Consider the following 22131-nt stretch of genomic DNA (forward strand, 5'->3'; position numbering starts at 1 on the left):
AATGGCTGGTGGAATACCAGAAGAAGTGGTCGATGAAGTTCGTAAATCGAATGATATTGTGGATGTCATCGGGGAGCATGTCCAATTAAAGAAACAAGGGCGGAATTATTTCGGACTTTGTCCTTTCCATGGGGAGAAATCCCCATCGTTCTCCGTAACGCAGGAAAAGCAGATTTTCCACTGTTTTGGCTGCGGTAAGGGAGGGAATGTATTCACTTTCCTGATGGAGCTGGAAGGTCTTTCTTTCTCCCAGGCTGTCCAGCAGCTCGCCAAAAGAAGCGGGACGGACTTGCCTGCACATGTAACGGAGCAGCAGGACCGCGCACAATCCAGGGAAGAGCAGACAGCACTTGAGGCGAATGAGTGGGTCGTCAAGCTTTATCACAACCTGCTGCGCAATACGAAAGAAGGCAAGACTGGGTATGAATATCTCCTTGGCCGCGGTCTGACCGATGAGACGATTGATACATTCCAGCTTGGTTTTGCCCCGAACAGCAGGGACTTTACCGTGAAATTCCTCGAAGGAAAAGGGTACAAGCCGCAGGAACTGCTTCATACTGGTTTATTTTCGACCGATAAAGAAAATAAACCCCAGGATCGCTTCCGCGGCCGGGTGATTTTTCCGATCCGGAATCACCTCGGTAAGACGGTCGGCTTTGGCGGACGTACATTAGGCGGTGATCAGGAGCCGAAATATCTGAACAGTTCCGAAAGCGAGCTCTTCCAGAAAGGAAGGATGCTGTTCAACTTCGACCTGGCCAGGGGTGAAATCCGCAAAACGGCTCAGGTGGTCGTGTTCGAAGGGTATAATGATGTGATTGCAGCCTATCAGGCCGGAGTCCGGAATGGGGTTGCGACTCTTGGAACTTCCCTGACAGAGACGCAGGCGCGGCTTTTGAAGCGTTACGCAGAACAGGTCGTCATATGTTATGACGGTGACAAGGCAGGATTCGAAGCTTCTTACCGTGCCTTGCAAGTGCTGCGGAAGGCCGGCAATCATGTACGTGTCGCCATGCTCAGGGACGGTCTGGATCCAGATGATTTCATTCGTGAGCATGGAGCGGAAAAATTCAAGCGTTCCATCATTGATGCCGCCCTGACGGATATGTCCTTCATGATGCATTACTTAAAGCAGGACTTCAATCTTTCCATTGAAGGAGATCGCCTGCAATATGTAGAAAAAGTGTTGGATGAGATTGCACAGATTGAAAGCTCTGTAGAAAGGGAACACTATCTGCGGGAGCTGTCAAATGCAATGGATCTTTCCGTTGATACACTTGCCTCCGATCTTGAGCCAAGACTCCGGAAAAAGGAAAATAGGAGAGCTGCAGGCAATCCGGCAAAACCGCAGGTTCCAAAACAGCAATCCCGTCATTATGAAAAAAAAATACCAACTGCATATCAGACAGCAGAAAAACAACTGCTTGCGCATATGCTTAGAACAGCGGCTATAGCGGATAAGGTCCGGGAAGAAATCGGCGCTTCCTTCATAACCGAACAGATGCAGGTGATTGCCACCCATCTCTATGCGTTTTATGAGGAGGGACATGACGCGGATGTCAGCCAATTCGTGTCATCACTGGAGGATCCGTCCTTGCAGCAGCTGGTCATTCAAACGGCGATGCTTCCGGTGGTCGAGGATATCAGCGATCAGGAAATCGGTGATTACATCCGGACGATCAAGAACGAGCAAGTGAATAAGACGGACATTAACCAGCTGCTGGCCGAGCAGCGGCAAGCCGAACAGGAGAATGATCCGATACGCGCAGCACAGATAGCCATGAAGATCATGGAAATACGTAGAACTTTAAAAAGTTCTCTGTAACAATAGATAGCTTGATGTTTTGGAAGGAGGAGGACTTATGGCGGAAAATAAGCCAGCAGGTTCTAAAGTGAATGATACTGAAATGACATTGGAGCAAGCAAAAGATCTCCTTGTTGAAATGGGTAAGAAGCGCGGAGTCCTTGCTTACGAAGAGGTAAGCGAGCGTCTTGCGAATTTCGAATTGGATTCCGATCAAATGGATGAAATCTATGAGCACTTGAACGAACAAGGTGTGGAAGTGATTGGTGAATCCGATCAGGACCCTAATATGAAGGAAATTGCAAAAGAAGAGGAATTTGACTTGAATGATTTGAGTGTGCCGCTCGGCATCAAGATCAATGACCCTGTCCGTATGTACTTGAAAGAAATCGGACGTGTCGATTTATTGTCTGCAAAAGAGGAAATCGAACTTGCAGAACGAATCGAAGCCGGCGATGAAGTAGCGAAACGGAGATTGGCGGAAGCGAACCTTCGACTTGTTGTCAGCATTGCGAAACGCTATGTCGGACGCGGTATGTTATTCCTTGATTTGATCCAGGAAGGTAATATGGGTCTCATCAAAGCAGTAGAGAAATTCGATTACCGCAAAGGTTTCAAATTCAGTACGTATGCAACTTGGTGGATCCGTCAGGCAATCACACGTGCGATCGCCGACCAAGCACGTACGATCCGTATCCCGGTGCATATGGTCGAAACAATCAATAAGTTGATCCGTGTGCAGCGTCAGCTCCTGCAGGATTTAGGGCGTGAACCGTCTCCTGAGGAAATCGGTGAAGAAATGGATCTTACACCGGAAAAAGTACGGGAAATCCTGAAGATTGCACAAGAACCAGTATCCCTTGAAACACCAATCGGGGAAGAAGATGATTCCCATCTTGGAGATTTCATTGAGGACCAGGAAGCAACCTCCCCATCTGATCATGCAGCATATGAATTGCTGAAAGAACAGCTGGAGGATGTATTGGATACATTGACTGACCGGGAAGAAAATGTCCTTCGTCTGCGTTTTGGACTTGATGACGGCAGAACGAGAACACTGGAAGAAGTCGGCCGTGTATTCGGCGTCACCAGGGAGCGTATCCGTCAAATCGAAGCCAAAGCATTGCGTAAGCTTCGCCATCCAAGCCGGAGCAAACGCTTGAAGGATTTCCTGGAATAAGAAGGCTGCGCTCAGCTATCATGCGTGTACCGCATATGGCTGGGCTTTCTTATTGCCTTTAGGAATACATACATTTTACAAAAACTGAGAGGCGAATGCAAATTCTCCTGGCAAAAAGTATGGGAGGATATTTTACAAAAAACACGTATATTTGACAGAGGAGTTGGATATAATGAACGTTTTATCATTATCAAAGCGGCTTTCGGCAGTTGCTGCCCATCTGCCTGAATCCGCTCATTTCGTCGATGTCGGATCAGATCATGCTTATCTTCCTTGTTATGTATGTCTGAACGATCCTTCGAGCCTGGCGGTAGCAGGGGAAATCAATGAAGGCCCTTTCCGCAGTGCGCAAAAGCAGGTGAAACTGCAAGGATTGGAAGACCGTATCGATGTCCGGAAAGGAGACGGACTGGCAGTGGTGGAAAAGGATGAAGTGCAACAGGTCATCATTGCCGGGATGGGAGGCCCGCTGATTGCCTCGATTTTGGAACAAGGGAAGGATAAGCTTGGCCGTGTCGAACAGCTTATCGTCCAGCCGAATATCGATGCCAGGGTTCTTCGGAAATGGTTCCAAGCTAATGGGTTCGTCCTGCAAAAAGAGCAGATCCTGGAAGAAGCTGGACATGTTTATGAAGTGTTGGTCGCTGTCAGGCAGGGTAAGGATATTTATCATGAGGATGCAGCCATCCGCGAAAAGGAGCTTTTGCTCGGCCCGATATTAGTGAAGGAGAAAAATCAAGCCTTTCGTATGAAATGGCTGGATTACAAGCGGAAGCTTGAGCGGAATGTAGCGAATATGCAGCAAGCGCAGCATGTCGATGAGATAAAGCTGGCAGCTTTTAAGAAAGAACTGGCATGGCTTGAGGAGGAATTGGATGACTGAACAAATACGGATTGCTGACGTTATCGAGTATTTCGAATCTTGGTGCCCGTCATCGCTTGCATATGATTGGGATAATGTCGGTCTGCAGGTAGGGACGCTTGATAACCTGGTGACTGGTATCATGACAACACTGGATGTAACCGAAGCTGTTGTGGATGAGGCGATACGGAACAGGGTGAATTTGATCATTGCCCATCACCCTTTATTGTTTGCCCCGCCAAAAAAACTGGATACGGATACACCGAAAGGACGCATCATCCAGAAGCTGCTGAAACATGACATCACCGTATATGCAGCCCATACGAATCTGGACCTGGTCGAAGGCGGTGTCAATGATATGCTGGCGGATGCTTTGGAATTGATGCAAAAAAGGGTCTTTCTGCCGGAAGGGAATCAGACTTTCAAGAAACTGATTGTCTTTGTCCCGAAGACACATGAGCAAAGAGTGAAGGATGCCTTGCATGCAGGAGGAGCTGGTAATATAGGGAATTATGAGAAAGTCAGCTTTGTTTCCCAAGGCAGCGGATACTTCCAGCCTATGGACGATGCACAGCCTTTCATTGGTCAGGCAGGGGTGCTGGAGCAAGTGGAAGAGGTTCGAATCGAAGTGCTGGTACCTAGTGAGAAGGTAAGACAAGCGGTGGATGCAATGATTAAAGCCCATCCGTATGAAGAAGTGGCATACGATATTTATCCGGTTGAGCAGACAGGGAAAGTTTATGGCTTGGGCCGAATCGGTAAACTGCCGTCACCGATGACATTGCGTGAACTGGCTGAAAAGGTAAGACAGCGGTATGATGTGCAGCATGTACGTTTTATCGGGGATGCATCTGCTTCGGTAGAAACAGTCGCTGTACTCGGAGGAAGCGGCAGGGACTATATCAACCAAGCCCTCAAACAGGCTGATGTCTATATCACCGGGGATTTAACATTCCATGAAACACAGGATGCAATGGAAGCAGGACTGAAACTGATCGATCCAGGCCATTATGCTGAACAGATCATGAAGGAAAAGGTAGCGGATTATTTGCAAGCTGCATTCAAAGAAGTGCCTGTATTTATATCTCAAGTGAATACGGATCCGTTCCGTGCCATATGAAAAAACCGAGTCCGTCATGGACTCGGTTTCCTTATGCTTTTTTGACTTTGACTTTCGGAAGGATTTTCTTCGGATCCACATTGAATTCCAGCTTCACATCTTCCTTGGATGCCGGATCGAATTTCTCGATGAAATTGATGACTTCCTTCGTCACAGGAGTGGGAGTGGAGGCGCCGGCAGTGATAGCCACCGTTTCAACACCTTCCAGCCATTCCAGCTTCAGCTGGGAAAGATCTTCGATGCGGTATGCCTTTGTACCAGCGATTTCTTCTGATACCTGTGCAAGGCGGTTGGAGTTGTTGCTGCGCGGATCGCCGACAACCAATGTCAAATCAGCATCCTTTGCTTGTTCAGCGACAGCTTCCTGGCGTACTTGTGTTGCCATGCAGATTTCCTGTATCATCTCTGTCTGTGGGAATTTCTCTTTTACAAGCTGCATGACATCGTAGACATCCCACTGGCTCATCGTCGTCTGGTTCGTCACGATCAGCTTCTCAGCATCCAATTCGAGTGCTTGTACGTCTTCTTCCGTCTGGACGAGATGAACCTTACCGGGAGCGACACCCATCGCACCTTCTGGCTCTGGATGGCCTTTTTTCCCGATATAGACCACTTCATAGCCCTCAGCCACTTTTTCACGGATCAAGTCGTGGGTGCGGGTCACATCCGGGCAGGTTGCATCAAGGACTGTCAGGCCTTTTTCATGAGCTCGCTGTTTTACTTCAGGTGATACACCATGTGCGGTGAATACTACGGTACCGCTGTCTATTTGTTCTAAAAGCTCCATTCGGTTCGAACCATCGAGTGTGATGACACCTTCCGTTTCGAATGCATTGGTTACATGCGCATTATGCACGATCATGCCGAGAATGTAGATCGGCCGGGGCAGGTTCTCATCCCTTACGGCATTCTGCGCTATCACCATGGCATCCACCACACCGTAGCAGTAACCTCGCGGCGCTATTTTGATTACGTTCATTCGCTGTGTTTCCCCCTTCTCCGTTTACACGGGACATCTATTTCTGGGTCTTCTCCATTATAAAGGCTATTAGGGAATATGACAAAGATTGTTTATTATCCGCATGCAATCGTGCAAAATATGACAAAGTCCTCTATAATGTAAAAAGTAAGAGAATGACCAAAAGGAGTTACACATGAAAAATCATCAATTCAAACAATATGCGCTTCAGCCGACAGTCAATGAAGCGATTGATAAACTTGGCTTTGCCAAACCAACACCGATCCAGGAAAAAGTCATCCCGGCTGTTCTGCGCGGGGAAAGCGTCATTGGGCAGTCCCATACCGGATCTGGTAAAACGCATTCCTATTTGATTCCATTGTTCAGCAAGTTGAAGGAAGGCGAACAGAACGCACAGTTCGTCGTCACGGCACCAACTCGGGAACTGGCCATCCAGATTTATGAGGAAGCCCGCCACTTCATCAAACTCGCCGGTAAAGAGCACGAATGGCATACCAAGCTGTTCATTGGCGGCACAGACAAAAAGAGATCGATCGAGAAATTGAAGACACAGCCGCAGATCGTCATCGGTACACCGGGCCGAATCCTCGATTTGATGGAGGAGCAGGCTTTGGATCTGTATCCTGCTGCGAGCTTCGTCGTCGATGAGGCAGATTTGATGCTGGACCTTGGTTTCATCAAAGAAGTGGATCAGATTTTGTCCCGGATGCGCCAGGATGTACAGCTGCTTGTATTCTCAGCGACAATTCCGGAGCGGCTGCAGCCATTCCTCAAAAAATACCTGGAGAATCCGAAGCACTTCGAAATCGGCGGTCATCTATCTCCTGAGACGATGGAACACCGCCTGATCCCGATGCGCCACCGCAGTGAAGCGGAGATGATCATGAAGATAGCTGGTGTCATCCAGCCCTATATGGCGATCATTTTTGTAAACGGAAAAGATGCCGCCAATGCCCTGGCAGCCGAATTGACGGATAAAGGGCTGCAGGTGGGCTTATTGCACGGCGGACTCACGCCAAGGGAACGAAAGCGTGTATTGCGGGATATCCAGGAGCTGCGGTTCCAATACCTGGTTGCAACCGACTTGGCAGCACGCGGCATCGACATCAAGGGTGTCAGCCATGTCATCAATGCGCAGCTGCCAAAAGAGGAGCCTTTCTATGTACACCGCGTCGGACGGACTGCGCGTGCAGGATTGGAAGGTACTGCAATCAGCTTGTATCATGATCATGACCTGGAGCTGATCCAGAAGCTCGACAAAAAGGGTCTTGCCTTCACGACCTATGACATTGCAGGTGGAGAGTGGAAGGAACTAAAAGCTTGGAATGAGCGGGTTACGCGGAAAAAGACGGAATCCGATAATGAATCCCAAGCATGGAAGCAAGTGCGGAAGCCGAAGAAAGTAAAACCGGGCTATAAGCGTAAAATGAAATATCAAAAAGATAAAATCAAGAAAAAGCTGGACCGAAAAGATCGTTTTAAGCGGAAGTAAGGAGAAAGAGATATATGATAATCGGATCACATGTCAGTATGAGCGGGAAGAAAATGCTATTGGGTTCCAGTGAGGAAGCGTATTCCTATGGCGCCAATGCGATGATGATTTATACTGGGGCACCACAGAACACAAGAAGAAAGGCGATCGAAGAGCTGAACATCGAAGCAGGACGTGCGCATATGAAAGAGCACGGAATCACTGACATCGTCGTGCATGCTCCTTATATCATCAATATCGGAAATACAATCAAGCCGGAGACTTTCGAGCTCGGTGTCAATTTCCTTCGCAGTGAAATCGAACGGACAGAAGCTATCGGGGCGGAACAGATCGTGCTTCATCCCGGTGCGCATGTCGGGGAAGGAGTCCCGGCTGCTATCCAGAAAATCATTGAAGGTCTGAACGAAGTGCTGGAAAAAGAACAGAATGTCCAGATCGCATTGGAAACGATGGCTGGAAAAGGATCTGAGGTTGGATCGAACTTTGAAGAACTTGCGCGCATCATCGATGGCGTTACGTATAATGACAAGCTATCCATTTGCTTCGATACTTGCCACACACATGATGCAGGCTATGATATCGTCAACGATTTCGATGGAGTATTGGATCATTTTGACAGGGTGATTGGCCTGGACAGGTTGAAAGTGATCCATGTCAATGACAGCAAGAATGAACGCGGAGCACGAAAAGACCGGCACGAAAACATTGGTTTTGGCCATATCGGCTACGATGCGCTGCGTTATATCGTCCATCACGATCAGCTGCAGCATTTGCCTAAGATTTTGGAAACACCTTATGTCGGGGAAGACAAGAAGAACAAAAAAGCACCTTATGCACATGAAATCGATATGCTGATGGCAAATAGTTTCAATCCGAACTTAAAAGAACATATCATGGCGTAAAAAAACACCCCGGAAGCAGCGATTGCTTCCGGGGTGTTTCTCTACAGCTGGATGCCGTGTTCCTTCGCCAGCTGCAGGAATATTTGGTGGGTTTTTTGAGCGGTTTGTGTATCGGTGATTTGGGCGAGAGCCTTCAGCATCTGAAGCCGATCATTTTCTTTGAATGGATCTAATCTGTTCTGACGCAGAAATTGGACGATTTGGGATGCCTGTGAGGGCGTAAGGGGTACTTGATATGCTCGGCTTTGCTCCAGGATCTCATCTACAGTCAAATTCTTCAGCTTATTAAGGACGAGTTTATGGACGATGAAATTCATTGGAAACCTCCAGCTCTAAGGTGTGGATGAAGCATAGGAATTCCTTTATCTACCTGGTTAGTTTATGCCCAAATGACACAAAATAGAACCATACCTTACCCCAGATAAGGAGGTTTCACATGGATAAGGAGCAATTCGATCAAGATGTAAAGACAAAGCGTGATATGGAAACATCAGCAGAGATATCTCCTGCGCAGGATGGCTACCGGCGTTCTGAAAAAGAAGAAGGAAACCATGCGACTGATTCTGGCAAGGTATTCGGCTATATCGCCTTGATCTTATCTGTTGCAGCTTTCTTTTTCGCACCGATCCTTGTCGGGGCAGCTGGTATCGTCTTCGGCGTATTGGCGAAGAGAAGAGGCGCAGATACGCTAGGAAACATCGCCTTGATTGTGAGCATTTTAGCAATTGTCATATCGCTATTCACAGCACCATATGTATAAAAAAAGCTGACTCCATCCGGAGTCAGCTTTCTTATGCTTCAGCTGCTTCTTTTTCTTTTGCTTGTTTTGCAAAATATTCTTCAGCAAGCTTATCGATTTCGACTTTCAATTCCTCGACCATTGTTTCTTCAGGTACTTTCCGAATGATTTCACCGTGGCGGAACAGCAATCCTTCTCCGCGGGCACCGGCGATGCCGATATCCGCTTCGCGTGCTTCACCAGGGCCGTTGACCGCACATCCGAGTACGGCGACTTTGATAGGTGCCTTGATCGTGCTGATATACTCTTCCACTTCATTCGCAATGCTGATCAAGTCGATTTCGATGCGTCCGCATGTAGGGCAGGAAATCAATGTCGCTGCATTGGAAGATAAATTGAATATTTTGAGCAGCTCGCGTGCCACTTTTACTTCTTCCACTGGATCCGCGCTAAGGGAAATCCGCATGGTGCTTCCGATTCCTTTACTTAGGATGGCGCCCAGACCGGCAGCACTTTTTACTGTACCGGCAAACAGTGTTCCTGATTCAGTGATACCAAGGTGAAGCGGGTAAGGGATCACTTCTGCCGCTTTTTCATATGCTTCGATGGCCAAGGATACATCGGATGCCTTAAGGGATACGATGATGTCATGGAAATCGAGTTCTTCCAAGATCTTGATATGATGCAAGGCACTCTCTACCATGCCATCTGCAGTCGGATAACCGTATTTTTCAAGGATGTGACGCTCCAATGAACCAGCGTTTACACCGATACGAATCGGAATGCCTTTTGCTTTGGCTGCGTTGACGACCGCCTCAACCTTTTCCCGTTTACCGATGTTGCCTGGGTTGATCCGGATTTTGTCCGCTCCGCCTTCGATCGCTTTCAGAGCCAATTTATAGTTGAAATGAATATCTACAACCAGCGGAATGTTTATACGTTTCTTGATTTCAGGAATCGCCTCGGCTGCACGCTGGTCAGGGCATGCAACTCGCACGACTTGACAGCCTGCTTCCTCAAGACGCAGTATTTCCGCTACCGTAGCTTCCACGTCATGTGTCTTTGTTGTTGTCATGGACTGAATGACAACCTCGTTTTTACCGCCGATCGTAATGTCCCCGACTTTGACCGGACGGGTGTCTTTTCTGTGTATTAATGCCATTTATATATCGCTCCTTTGATTATCGCGAGGAAAACAGGGATATATCCTTATATTTTCCCATTATAATGCTAATCCTGTTAAATTAGAAGTAACTAGGCTCAAGTTTAATAAAATCTTCATTTAAGATAATGGGGAAAATAATAGGCGGATCCTGCATCCAGTGCATACGGATCCTTTCCCGGATTCAGTTCCTCGAAATCCCGGATCACCTGTTCCATCGTAACGCGCAAGTCATTATTGTTCAACTCATTTGCTACGGATAGAAGCGTATCGCCTTGTTTTACCTGCAGCAGCACGGGCTGAAACGTCTCCTGGTGCGTTCCTTGATTTTCATCGGCTCCGGGTTCTTCTGTTTTTGTTTCTGCCTGTTTGGGGACAGCAGGTATCGGACTTCCGATCGTCAGATCCTTCCATATACTCATGAATAAAGCACAGCAAAATAGAAAGATGCCCATCCGTTTCCACATAAGACCTTCCTCCGATCCAGGACTATTATGATAAGTATTAGGCAGAGGGAGGGAAATACCTTTTATAGTGAAACAAAAAGTCGATTTGAACGTATAAAGATAGTAGAAGAAAGGAGTATGGACATGCTGGATTACAATTGGATCCCAGTTTTTATGACAGGTCTTGGGACAATGTTTCTTATCGGGGAGATCCTCGTTAAAGCCAAAGGAATCTTTTTCTTGTTGGGGGCAGGCTTCATCAGTACTTACTTTATCAGTTATCTGGATCCATCGAGCTTATGGTATATGCTTCCGCTCTATTTTATCGGCATGCTGCTGATTGTCATTGACGGGAAATTGCTTAATGACGGGACACTCAGCGTAATTGGCCTATTGACGATGCTGCTTACTGTCGGATTCACAGCACCGAATTGGACAGCGGGAATCTATGCGATCATCGGAGTGATAGTCGGAGCGGCGGGATCCATGATTTTTCTCAAAGCGTTCCCGAAAAGGGATATGTGGGGCAAGATAGCCTTGCTTGATACGCTAAGTTCCGACAAAGGATATAATTCCATGAATGAGACATATGCTGCGCTCGTGGGACAGGAAGGGGAAACGGTGACACCGATGCGCCCATCTGGCACGGTCCGTGTCGATGGCCGTGAATTAAGTGCTGTCACAGATGGAAAGTGGCTGGATAGGGGCAGCCGTATCAAAGTGACGAATGTCAGCGGTGCTCGGATCATGGTGGAGCAAGCGGAAGAAAATAAAGAATAGAGAAAGAATTCTATTAAATAAATTGTAAATTTCTATACAAGACCTTTACAAGCCTCCTGACACAATCAATAATTGGATTAGGGAACACAGAAAGGGAAGGAAGGCTTGCATTGTCTAATTGGGAATTTATCATCTTTGAATTTATCGGAGGTTTGGGCCTGTTTCTCTTTTCGATCCGTTATTTGGGGGATGGATTGCAGCGGGCATATGGCAGGCAGCTGCAGCTTGCCATGCATCGCTTTACGGTTCATCCGCTGATCGGAGTATTATCAGGTCTTATCGTAACAGTCCTCATTCAAAGCAGCACCGCAACAAGCATACTCATTGTCGGACTGGTGAACGCAGGTTATCTAACATTGAGACAGGCAGTTTCTGTCCTGATGGGGGCCAATATCGGGACGACATTGACCGCATTTTTCATTGGTATCAATCTGATTCAATTCGGACTGCCGATCATGGCTCTGGGCGCATTCCTGATTTATTTCTTCGTCAATCAGCGAGCGCAGCAAATCGGAAAGGTCTTATTCGGGGCCGGAGGTATTTTTTATGGACTTACTCTGATCGGAAAGGGACTGCATCCAATCCTGGATATGGAGGCCTTCCAGTCTTTGGCTGCGAGCATGCACAGCAATCCGATAGCCGGTGCCGCCATCGGGACTTTCACGACCATCGTGGTGCAAAGCAGTGGCGCGACAGTCGCTATCCTGCAAGAACTATACGCGCAGAATGGTATTGATCTTACCGGAGCCATGCCGGTTTTACTTGGAGACAATCTAGGCACGACCTTGACAGCAATGCTTGCAGCAATCGGTACTACCGTACAGGCAAAGCGGGCGGCGCTGAGTCATGTGATGTTCAATGCTATCGGAATGATCGTTTTTTTGTTGATTCTTCCATTATTTGTCGATATCGTAGCATGGATGCAGCACACATTCGAGCTGAATGACAAACTGACTATTGCCAGCGCGCATGGCTTTTATAATATAGCCAATACATTATTGGTGCTGCCGTTTCTAAGTCTGTTCGTCTGGTTCATAACAAAAATGATACCAGGTGAAGAAGAAAAGCCGATGGCACTGACCAATCATCTTGATCCATTATTCATCCAGCAATCCCCGGTCGTCGCATTGGAGCAAGCGAAGCTGGAAGTTCTCCATATGGGCAGGCTGGCAGTGGATGGATTGGAGCAAGCCAGTACATATGCAAATAATCACGAAAGGCAATTTGCGGATTTGTCGATGCAGCTGGAGAAGGAAGTAAATAGGAAGGATCGGGAAATCACCGATTATTTATCTAAAATCTCCACAAATACGCTGTCAGAGGAAGAAAGATCTAGGCACGCAGCGCTCCTGGATGCCATCAGGGATATCGAGCGAATCGGAGATCATTTCGAAAATATCGTCGAGTTCGTGGATTTTCAAATTTCAAGCAATATCAAACTGACGAAGGAAGCGCAGCAGGAATTGAATAGTATGTTCGATTTGACAATCATGACAGTAAGACAGGCCATAGAAGCATTGGACAAGCAGGATCGTGAAACCGCACTTGCAGTCCTGCAAAAGGAAGATAAAATCGACAATATGGAACGAACTTTCAGGAAGTCGCACCTCATCCGGCTCAATGAAGGAAAGTGTACCGGTTCTGCGGGAATCGTATTCGTTGATATCATAAGTAATTTGGAACGTGTAGGCGATCATGCCGTGAATATTGCGCAGCTTATACTGGTGGAATAGACAGGAAGATATCTCCCTGTCTATTTTTTTCTTGCCAAGCTGTCCGCAGACATGCTATAGTATTCCTGTCAGTTAACGAGTTCAAAAAAACATAATAAAAATTTATGTTAAAACGATTGACAAGTTATCGGGAGCATGGTAAATTATATATCGTCGCTAATACATAACTTACTTATTAACATTATTCCACAGTAGCTCAGTGGTAGAGCTATCGGCTGTTAACCGATCGGTCGCAGGTTCGAATCCTGCCTGTGGAGCCATGGCGGTGTAGCTCAGCTGGCTAGAGCGTACGGTTCATACCCGTGAGGTCGGGGGTTCGATTCCCTCCGCCGCTACCATATATATTTTAGCCCGTGGCGGTTGTGGCGAAGTGGTTAACGCACCGGATTGTGGCTCCGGCATTCGTGGGTTCGATCCCCATCAATCGCCCTTTAAACATCACTGGACCCTTAGCTCAGTTGGTTAGAGCTATCGGCTCATAACCGATCGGTCGCAGGTTCGAGTCCTGCAGGGTCCACCATTTGAAGAATTTCATATGCAATGCGGAGGAATACCCAAGTTTGGCTGAAGGGATCGGTCTTGAAAACCGACAGGGGCTTAACGGCTCGCGGGGGTTCGAATCCCTCTTCCTCCGCCATAAAATGGCTCGGTAGCTCAGTCGGTAGAGCAACGGACTGAAAATCCGTGTGTCGGCGGTTCGATTCCGTCCCGAGCCACTCTGAAAACAGCAGTTCATCAGAACTGCTGTTTTTTTATGTTTTAAAAGCAGAAGGCCGGGGAGAATATACAGGGGCTTAAAGCAAAATGCTTGCCGTTTCTGACAAGCTTTGGTACGCTTTACGAAAAGGTAATCACCTTTGGACTACATATCATTCAAGGAGGAATAATCATGGCTAAATTTGAACTACCGGAATTGCCTTACGCATATGACGCACTTGAGCCTCATATCGATAAGGAAACAATGAACATCCACCACACAAAACATCACAACACATACGTGACAAAGCTTAACGACGCTATCGCTGGAAAAGCTGACTTGGAAAGCAAATCCTTGGAAGAGCTTGTTGCAGGTGTTAACGAACTTCCTTCCGATGTACAGACAGCTGTACGCAACAATGGTGGCGGTCACTATAACCACAGCCTATTCTGGAAGCTTCTTTCCCCGAATGGCGGCGGCGAACCAACTGGAGAAGTTGCTAGCGCCATTGCAAACAAATACGGTACATTCGATAAATTCAAAGAAGAATTTGCAGCAGCTGCAGCTGGCCGTTTCGGTTCTGGCTGGGCATGGCTGGTAGTGGAAAACGGTGAAGTTGATATTGTTTCCACACCTAACCAAGATAACCCTGTCATGGAAGGTAAAACACCGATTCTTGGCCTTGACGTATGGGAGCATGCTTACTACTTGAAATACCAAAACAAACGTCCGGATTACATCAGTGCTTTCTGGAACGTTGTAAATTGGGATGAAGTGGAGCGTCTTTACAGAGAAGCTAAATAAGGCATCATTATAAAGAGGGACATCAGCTTTTTAGCTGGTGTCTTTTTTTGTGCATATCTCTTTTTTGTAAGCAGATACTAAGTAGCAGTAAAAGGAGGCGGGCAATATGAAGCCGAATTTATTTACCGCGGATTCTGCCAAGAAAGAGCTGCATATGCTGCTTTTGATCGGGGCCCTTTACTCCCTCGGTATCTTTCTGTCGAATACGTTTGTCAATATTTACTTATGGAAACAAACGAATGATTTGATTAATATCGCCATGTATAATTTGGCGATCTACATTGCACAAACCATTCTATTCACGTTGTCAGGCGGTTGGGCGAAACGGATCGATCGGGTGATCATCCTTCGAATAGGGGTTTTCTTCCTGAGTCTGTTTTTCCTGCTTGTCCTTTTCACGGGAGAGCAGGCAGCTTCTTACAATCTTCTCCTGGGTGCAGTGCTTGGAATAGGGTATGGCATGTACTGGCTGGCTTATTCTGTGCTGACATTTGAAGTGACCGAACCAGAAACGCGTGATTTTTTCAACGGGGTTTCTGGATTGCTGCAATCCCTGACGGGTATGATCGGTCCATTCGTAGCCGGGTATATCATCACAAGGATGAACAATTCCCATGGTTATACGCTGATATTCGCTGTCTCCTTCTTTCTTTTCCTGATGGCTGTCATCTGTACGGCAGGTATCAAAAGAAGGCCAGCGGAAGGGAAATTCGGCTTGAAGCAGCCGTGGAAGGAAATCAGACGTAATGCAGCATGGAAGAATACCATGTTGGCACATGTATTTCAAGGTGTGCGGGAAGGCATTTATACTTTCATCATTTCTGTCTGGGTCTTCATCGTGACCAATAGCGAGCTTTCCCTTGGGACATTCAATCTTGTCTATTCCGCTTTTTCGTTTATCTTCTATTATATAGCGACGAGATACATCAAAAGCCGTCAGCGGAAGATGGCCATCTTCCTTAGCGGAATTGCACTTTCCCTAAGTGTGCTGCTTCTGCTCATCGAGCTCAATTTTTCTACCTTGCTGATTTATGCGGCAATCATCGGTGTTTTTTATCCGATATTGTACGTACCATATTTGTCCCTCTCCTATGATGTGATTGGTAAAGCCAGGGATGCTGCTATGCTCCGGGTGGAATACATCGTGCTGAGTGATGCGGCCACGAATATAGGAAGGATCATTTCTGTCACGGCATTGCTTGCAGGTATCGGGATATGGTCAGAGGCATCGATTCCGTATCTGATGTTCATTCTTGGGGCAGGGCCGTTCTTCATCTATTTCTTTACTCGTCATATCACAAGCTTTGCACCAGCCGCTTCAGTGAAGAAGCTTCCCAAGAATGAAATTGCAGGGGACGACAACCGCTGACATATATTTAGTAGAAGCAGAGGGTGGTTGATGATATAATGGGAGCAGTATGTAAGAATGGGGGAACATTATGTCTAAAAAAAGGAAGAAAAAGCGTGCACTGCTTCCTTTCCGTCTCAATGTTTTGTTTGCGATTGTCTTCCTGCTGTTCTCTGCTTTGGTTTTGCAGCTGGGCGTTGTGCAAATCATAAACGGGGAAGAACACCAGGCAGTATTGGAAGAGACGACAAATGATATCGCTGAAATTTCTGTTCCGCGCGGGATGATATATGATAGCGAAGGGAATGTGATCGTAGGGAATGAACCGGTATATTCGATCACGTACACCCCTCCAAAGAATGGGGACTCTGCCGAGAAGCGGCTGGAGATAGCTACCAAGCTTGCGGACATCATAAAGATGAATGATAAAGCCATCGATAAAATCACCGAGCGGGAGTACAAAGAATATTGGTATCTATTGCACACAAAAGAAGCGGACAGCCGGCTGACTGCTTCTGAAAAAGAGTCATTAGATGATTCCGAAGTGTACGAAGCCACCCTTGACAAGATTACAGAGGATGATTACAAAGAGCTGGAGAATGATGAGAAGGCGAAACAAATCATTGCCATCAAGCGAGAGCTGGACAGTGCGACCGAGCTTGTCCCGCATGTAATCAAAAATGAAGGCGTGACCGAAGAGGAATATGCGACGATTGCCGAAAACATGGGAGAACTGTCCGGAATCAATGTCGCCACCGACTGGGAGCGGTATTATCCTTATGACGGTTCCCTTCAAGGTATCCTCGGCGGTATCAAGACAGGTATCCCCGAAGGAGAAGAGGATTATTATAAATCCCGCAACTATCAGTTGAACGACCGGATAGGCACCAGCGGCCTGGAGAAGGAATATGAAAGCATCCTGAAAGGCGATAAAAAACGTGTCCGATATGTAACGGACAATAATAACAACATCGTCTCCCAGGAGGTCATTTCAGAAGGGCAGCGCGGTCAGGACCTTCAACTGTCCATCAATATGGACTTCCAGAAAGAGCTTGACAAGATCGTCAGGGAAGAGCTGAAAGCTGCAATAAACAAGCATCCGGGTGCGAACCGTTATCTGGAGGATGCCATGGCCGTGATGCTCAACCCGAACACAGGTGAAATTTATGCTGCCAGCGGACAGCATTATGACCGGGAAAACAAAAAGTATGAATCTGCCGACATGAATACTGTCTTCAGTGCCAACGCCGTTGGTTCCACCGTCAAAGGCGCGACACTGCTTGCCGGGTATCAGGAAGGCGTCGTGGAAATGGGACAGACATTCTATGATACGCCGATGAAAATTGCAGGTACCCCGCTGAAAAGCTCCTATAAGAATATGGGTACAATCAATGATCTGCAGGCACTTCAAATGTCATCCAACGTGTATATGTTCAACGTGGCATTAAGACTCGGTGGAGAATATAACTATAAGTATAATCAAAGTGTTTCATTTGATCATGATGCTTTCAGGAAGCTTCGGAACTATTATAATCAAGTGGGGCTCGGAGTCGAAACAGGTGTCGACCTGCCTTCAGAATCCACTGGTTACGTAGGCACCACGGGTCAGGCCGGTAACCTGCTTGACTTTTCCATTGGACAGTTTGATACGTACACGACCATGCAATTGGCGCAATATATATCTACCATCGCAAACGGGGGATACAGAATCAAACCGCATTTCGTCAGCGAAATACATGAACCATCCAATGAGCAAGATAAGCTTGGACCTCTTGCGGAAACGAAGGCGCCGGAAGTCTTGAATAAGATCACAGCTACAGACGAACAGATCGACCGAATCAAGCAAGGTTTCAAGATGGTATTCCAGACACCGAAAGGCACTGCATACAGTCATTTGAGCGCAAAAGCGAAAACGTATAATATTGCCGGGAAAACAGGTACTGCCCAGACGAGCATCAACGGCACGGAACTGGAGAACTGGACCTTGATCGGCTATGCCGATGACGAGACTCCGGATATTGCATTCGCCATCATGGTACCGAACCTCGGCATCATCAATGGCGGTTCACAGTACCCTATCACATACAACATCGCCAATCGCGCACTCGAGTATTATTATGAGCATACAGCACCAGACGATGAAGACAAAGCTGAAACTGAATAAGCAATATTACCCAAAGAACCACCCGAAAATATGGGGTGGTTCTTTTTTTTTCAACAAATTCATACTCAGATTTACAAAACCTTTACATTCCGTTTATTTTTCCTTAATGATGACAAGCTAATATTGTACTTGTAAGGCAAAGGAACTAATTGAATCACGTAGGGGGAAAATCAAACATGAAGAAGATGAAACTATCTGTATTGCTTGCAATGTTTGCACTAGTTATTGGTGTACTTGCAGCATGCGGCGGCAACGCTGGCGGCGAGGAATCAGAAGGAGACACAAGCGGGAACAGCAACAGCGGCGGCGGAGAAGCTTCCGAAACTTCCATTGTTGTAGCAGGTTCCAGCGCAATGCAGCCACTAGTAGCAGCTGCTGCTGAACAGTACAAGAGCGAGAATCCTGACGCAGACATTCAGGTGCAAGCAGGTGGTTCCGGAGCTGGCCTAAGCCAAGTCCAAGAGGGTTCAATCGCCATTGGTAACTCCGATGTGTTCGCCGAAGAGAAAGAAGGCATCGATGCTGAGGCACTTGTGGATCACAAAGTCGCAGTTGTCGGCATGACAGCGGCAATCAACCCTAAAGCAGGTGTGGATGATCTTACAAAACAGCAGCTTATCGATATCTTCACAGGCAAAGTGACTAACTGGTCTGAAGTAGGCGGAGAAGACATGGAAATCACACTTGTTAACCGTCCTGACTCTTCTGGTACCCGTGCTACATTCGTTAAGTACGCGCTTGATGGCGAAACACCAGCTGAAGGTATCACTGAGGATTCCTCCAACACTGTTAAGCAAATCGTTGCAGATACAGACGGAGCAATCGGTTACCTTGCGCTTTCCTACTTCGATGATGACTCAATCGTGAAAGCTAAAATCGATGGTGTTGAGGCTACAAATGAAACTATCGGATCTGGCGAATTCCCAATCTGGGCTTATCAGCACTCTTATACAAACGGAGAGCCTGAAGGTCTTGCGAAAGAATTCCTTGATTACATGCTAAGCGACGAAGTTCAATCTTCAATCGTACCTGAACAAGGCTACGTTCCAATGACTGAAATGAAAGTTGAACGTGACGCTGAGGGCAACATCACTGAAAAATAATATGTAAAAACCACAGGGTAGATGCAGTGCTTCACTGCATTTACCTTACTGTGGTTATAAAATAGCTATTACAGACAGCGGGATGCCTTATTTGTAAGGTATTCCTTTCCGCTGTTTTCAAGAGGAGTTGTACAAGTTGGCAAAAGCATCAGTAACCCCTTCAGCTGAAGAAAGGCTGATACTGACAAAGAAAAATAGACGATGGGATGAAGTACGCGGACGTTCCCTCGTTACTATATGTGCAGTGATTATGATTGTTGCAACGATTGCTGTGACTATTTTCCTGGCCCAAAAAGGCCTGCAGTCTTTCACAGTGAATAATATTAATCCCATTGCATATCTTACAAGCACGAATTGGAATCCCACAGGCGGCGAGAATGCATCCTTTGGTATCTTTCCATTTATTTTCGGCTCATTAGCGGTTACTTTTTTATCTGCATTGATTGCAGCACCGCTTGGTATCGGTGCTGCAATATTCATGTCCGAAATCGCACCTAAATTTGGGAAGAGAGTACTTCAGCCGGTTATCGAACTACTGGTGGGGATTCCTTCTGTCGTTTATGGTTTCATCGGACTTGTGGTACTGGTTCCATTATTACGGGATAATTTACCTGGAATCGGGTTTAGTTTGTTGGCAGGTGTCATCGTTTTGACTGTAATGATTCTCCCTACGGTTACTACTATAGCAACAGATGCCATGCGCTCATTGCCGAACAGTCTGCGGCAAGGTTCGCTTGCTTTGGGTGCCACACGCTGGCAGACAATCCGGAAAGTATTGATTCCAGCAGCATTGCCATCCCTATTGACAGCTATCGTGCTCGGAATGGCCCGGGCATTTGGGGAAGCACTGGCTGTACAGATGGTAATTGGTAACACACGTGATTTGCCTGGAAGTATTTTCGATACTTCCGCAACTTTAACAACTATCGTTACACTGAACATCGGACATACGACGTACGGCAGCATCGAGAACAATACGTTATGGTCAATGGGTCTCATATTGCTAGTTATCTCATTCGTCTTTATCTTCATCGTCCGTTACTTGTCCGGTAGGAGGAAAATTTAATGAACAGCAGAATTACAGATCGTATCGCAACAGGCGTTTTCTATGTAATAGCAGCAATCATGGTAGCATTACTGCTTTATCTATTCTATTTCATTCTATCTAATGGTGTACCGCAGATAACTTGGGATTTCCTTACGTCTGCATCCAGCTCCTATCAAGCTGGCGGTGGTATACGTGATCAGTTATTCAACTCCTTGTATATCCTTGTGATAACAATGATCATCACTGTGCCGCTCGGTGTATGCGGCGGTGTTTATATGGCTGAGTATGCGAAGCCGGGCAGAGTCACCAATTTCATCCGTACGTGTATTGAAATGCTGGCATCCCTGCCTTCCATCGTTGTTGGTTTGTTCGGTCTTTTGGTATTCGTCAATACGACAGGCTGGGGCTATACAATCATCGGCGGTGCGTTGGCTTTGACAATTTTTAATATTCCGGTCATGGTCCGGGTAACGGAAGATGCAATCAGAAGTGTACCGAAAGAGCAAAAGGAAGCAAGCTTGGCCTTAGGGATCACAAGATGGCATACGATCAAAACGGTTTTGCTTCCTTACGCTTTTCCGGGAATTTTAACTGGTGCAATTCTTGCTTCAGGGCGTGTTTTTGGCGAGGCAGCTGCATTATTGTACACAGCGGGTCTTTCCACACCGACACTTGACTACGGAAATTGGAATCCATTTTCGGAGAATTCCCCGTTGAATATTTTCCGCCCAGCGGAAACTTTGGCCGTCCATATTTGGTCTGTTAACACACAAGGCTTGATTCCGGACGTACGTGAAGTAGCCAACGGTGCCTCAGCGGTCCTGGTTATTGCTGTACTGGTGTTCAATATCCTCGCTCGATGGCTGGGCAGTGTCATCCATAAGAAACTAACAGCAGGTAAATGATGAAGAGAGGAGTTCGCGACATGAACTATACAGCAGACAGACCGAGTGAGACGAAATCAGATAACACGAAAATGACATCAAATACAACATCCAATAAGGAAGTAGTTCTGGATGTGAAAGATCTCAGTATTTTCTACGGCAGCAATGAAGCTGTAAAAAAGGCAAACATGGGAATTGAGAAAAATGCGGTGACGGCATTGATTGGTCCGTCAGGGTGTGGCAAGTCCACATTTCTTCGTTCGATCAATCGGATGAATGACTTGATTCCTTCAAGCCGTGCGGAAGGCGAAATCATTTATGAAGGCATCAATATCCTTCGGGATGATATCAATGTTGTTGCCTTACGTGCTGAAATCGGCATGGTGTTCCAGAAACCGAACCCATTCCCTAAATCGATTTACAATAATATTACCCATGCTTTGAAATACAATGGGCAGAAAGATAAAAAAGTCCTGGATGAAATCGTGGAGCAAAGCTTGCGTAAAGCGGCGTTATGGGATGAAGTGAAGGATCGTTTGCATCAGTCGGCCCTATCCTTATCCGGAGGGCAGCAGCAGCGTCTTTGTATAGCTCGTACCTTGGCGATGGAGCCGCAAATCCTCCTGTTGGATGAGCCGGCTTCGGCACTTGATCCGGTATCGAATTCCAAAATTGAAGAGTTGATTCTTCAGCTGAAAGAGGATTATTCCATTGTCATTGTGACACATAATATGGGGCAGGCCTCCCGTGTGTCAGATAAAACAGCATTCTTCCTAAGCGGTGATGTTGTGGAATACGATGATACGAAAAAGATCTTCACAAATCCTTCTGAAACGAGAACAGAAGAATATATTTCCGGAAGATTCGGGTAGGAGGCAACGGTC

General features: G+C 46.7%; 20 protein-coding genes and 6 tRNA genes. 22 read left to right on the plus strand and 4 right to left on the minus strand.

Features of this window, described 5'->3' with window-relative positions; translation table 11 throughout:
• Position 1: 1 nt before the first annotated feature.
• The 4 genes from dnaG (at position 2) to MHI54_RS15845 (ending at position 4966) form a co-directional block, all read left to right on the plus strand.
• A complete protein-coding gene (gene dnaG / locus MHI54_RS15830) occupies positions 2–1825 on the plus strand; it encodes a DNA primase (RefSeq protein WP_095215439.1) in 1824 nt (607 codons plus the stop codon).
• Positions 1826–1862: 37 nt separating this feature from the next.
• Positions 1863–2984 carry an RNA polymerase sigma factor RpoD gene (gene rpoD / locus MHI54_RS15835; RefSeq protein WP_095215438.1) on the plus strand — a complete coding sequence of 374 codons (1122 nt, stop codon included), beginning with the start codon at positions 1863–1865 and terminating at the stop codon, positions 2982–2984.
• Between the two features lie 172 nt (positions 2985–3156).
• A complete protein-coding gene (locus tag MHI54_RS15840) occupies positions 3157–3867 on the plus strand; it encodes a tRNA (adenine(22)-N(1))-methyltransferase TrmK (protein WP_095215437.1) in 711 nt (236 codons plus the stop codon).
• On the plus strand, positions 3860–4966 hold the full coding sequence (locus MHI54_RS15845) for a Nif3-like dinuclear metal center hexameric protein (protein WP_095215436.1): 1107 nt from the start codon (positions 3860–3862) through the stop codon (positions 4964–4966). The genes MHI54_RS15840 and MHI54_RS15845 overlap by 8 nt, the downstream gene beginning before the upstream one ends.
• A 31-nt stretch (positions 4967–4997) precedes the next feature.
• Here the strand turns inward: MHI54_RS15845 and MHI54_RS15850 are convergent, their stop codons facing one another.
• A complete protein-coding gene (locus MHI54_RS15850) occupies positions 4998–5945 on the minus strand; it encodes a 4-hydroxy-3-methylbut-2-enyl diphosphate reductase (protein WP_095215435.1) in 948 nt (315 codons plus the stop codon).
• A gap of 175 nt (positions 5946–6120) precedes the next feature.
• Between MHI54_RS15850 and MHI54_RS15855 the strand changes: the two genes are divergently transcribed.
• A complete protein-coding gene (locus tag MHI54_RS15855; RefSeq protein ID WP_095215434.1) occupies positions 6121–7437 on the plus strand; it encodes a DEAD/DEAH box helicase in 1317 nt (438 codons plus the stop codon).
• A 14-nt stretch (positions 7438–7451) separates the two neighbouring features.
• Positions 7452–8339, plus strand: coding sequence for a deoxyribonuclease IV (locus MHI54_RS15860; protein ID WP_095215433.1), 888 nt, complete (start codon positions 7452–7454; stop codon positions 8337–8339).
• A gap of 41 nt (positions 8340–8380) precedes the next feature.
• On the opposite strand, the gene MHI54_RS15865 is transcribed toward MHI54_RS15860, so the two are convergent.
• Complete coding sequence (locus MHI54_RS15865) at positions 8381–8656, minus strand: DUF2624 domain-containing protein (RefSeq protein ID WP_095215432.1); 276 nt, start codon at positions 8654–8656, stop codon at positions 8381–8383.
• Positions 8657–8775: 119 nt separating this feature from the next.
• Here MHI54_RS15865 and MHI54_RS15870 point away from each other — a divergent pair, with 119 nt between their 5' ends.
• Complete coding sequence (locus MHI54_RS15870) at positions 8776–9099, plus strand: hypothetical protein (RefSeq protein ID WP_095215431.1); 324 nt, start codon at positions 8776–8778, stop codon at positions 9097–9099.
• 31 nt (positions 9100–9130) lie between these two features.
• Here MHI54_RS15870 and ispG read toward each other — a convergent pair whose 3' ends face one another.
• Together ispG and MHI54_RS15880 are read right to left on the minus strand one after the other, a co-directional pair.
• Positions 9131–10240 carry a flavodoxin-dependent (E)-4-hydroxy-3-methylbut-2-enyl-diphosphate synthase gene (gene ispG, locus MHI54_RS15875; RefSeq protein ID WP_095215430.1) on the minus strand — a complete coding sequence of 370 codons (1110 nt, stop codon included), beginning with the start codon at positions 10238–10240 and terminating at the stop codon, positions 9131–9133.
• Positions 10241–10356: 116 nt separating this feature from the next.
• On the minus strand, positions 10357–10707 hold the full coding sequence (locus MHI54_RS15880; RefSeq protein ID WP_095215429.1) for a LysM domain-containing protein: 351 nt from the start codon (positions 10705–10707) through the stop codon (positions 10357–10359).
• Positions 10708–10830: 123 nt separating this feature from the next.
• Here MHI54_RS15880 and MHI54_RS15885 point away from each other — a divergent pair, with 123 nt between their 5' ends.
• From MHI54_RS15885 to pstB, 15 genes are all read left to right on the plus strand, one after another.
• Entirely contained in the window at positions 10831–11466 is a 636-nt protein-coding gene (locus tag MHI54_RS15885) for an NfeD family protein (protein ID WP_340082012.1), read from the plus strand.
• Between the two features lie 110 nt (positions 11467–11576).
• Positions 11577–13199, plus strand: a complete 1623-nt coding sequence (locus MHI54_RS15890) for a Na/Pi cotransporter family protein (protein ID WP_095215427.1) — start codon at positions 11577–11579, stop codon at positions 13197–13199.
• 185 nt (positions 13200–13384) lie between these two features.
• Positions 13385–13459 (plus strand) — tRNA-Asn (locus MHI54_RS15895).
• A gap of 1 nt (position 13460) precedes the next feature.
• Positions 13461–13537: transfer RNA gene (locus MHI54_RS15900), tRNA-Met, on the plus strand.
• Positions 13538–13555: 18 nt separating this feature from the next.
• Positions 13556–13628: transfer RNA gene (locus MHI54_RS15905), tRNA-His, on the plus strand.
• Positions 13629–13642: 14 nt separating this feature from the next.
• Positions 13643–13719: transfer RNA gene (locus MHI54_RS15910), tRNA-Ile, on the plus strand.
• A 24-nt stretch (positions 13720–13743) separates the two neighbouring features.
• Positions 13744–13836 (plus strand) — tRNA-Ser (locus MHI54_RS15915).
• 6 nt (positions 13837–13842) lie between these two features.
• Positions 13843–13915: transfer RNA gene (locus MHI54_RS15920), tRNA-Phe, on the plus strand.
• Positions 13916–14088: 173 nt separating this feature from the next.
• The gene (locus tag MHI54_RS15925; protein WP_095215424.1) at positions 14089–14700 is read left to right on the plus strand and encodes a superoxide dismutase; all 612 of its coding nucleotides are present in this window, start codon (positions 14089–14091) and stop codon (positions 14698–14700) included.
• Positions 14701–14806: 106 nt separating this feature from the next.
• Positions 14807–16069 (plus strand): MFS transporter, encoded by a 1263-nt coding sequence (locus MHI54_RS15930; protein ID WP_095215423.1) that lies wholly within the window; start codon positions 14807–14809, stop codon positions 16067–16069.
• 70 nt (positions 16070–16139) lie between these two features.
• Complete coding sequence (locus MHI54_RS15935; protein WP_095215422.1) at positions 16140–18212, plus strand: penicillin-binding protein 2; 2073 nt, start codon at positions 16140–16142, stop codon at positions 18210–18212.
• Positions 18213–18388: 176 nt separating this feature from the next.
• Complete coding sequence (locus MHI54_RS15940; protein WP_095215421.1) at positions 18389–19315, plus strand: phosphate ABC transporter substrate-binding protein PstS family protein; 927 nt, start codon at positions 18389–18391, stop codon at positions 19313–19315.
• 136 nt (positions 19316–19451) lie between these two features.
• Positions 19452–20381 carry a phosphate ABC transporter permease subunit PstC gene (pstC, locus tag MHI54_RS15945; protein ID WP_095215420.1) on the plus strand — a complete coding sequence of 310 codons (930 nt, stop codon included), beginning with the start codon at positions 19452–19454 and terminating at the stop codon, positions 20379–20381.
• Positions 20381–21268: a phosphate ABC transporter permease PstA gene (gene pstA / locus MHI54_RS15950; RefSeq protein ID WP_095215419.1), complete on the plus strand. Its 888-nt coding sequence runs from the start codon at positions 20381–20383 to the stop codon at positions 21266–21268. Before pstC ends, pstA begins: the two co-directional genes overlap by 1 nt.
• A 71-nt stretch (positions 21269–21339) precedes the next feature.
• Entirely contained in the window at positions 21340–22119 is a 780-nt protein-coding gene (gene pstB, locus MHI54_RS15955) for a phosphate ABC transporter ATP-binding protein PstB (RefSeq protein ID WP_340082969.1), read from the plus strand.
• Positions 22120–22131 lie beyond the last annotated feature (12 nt).

Origin of the sequence: Terribacillus sp. FSL K6-0262 (assembly GCF_037977385.1) — a bacterium.
Lineage (GTDB): Bacteria > Bacillota > Bacilli > Bacillales > Amphibacillaceae > Terribacillus.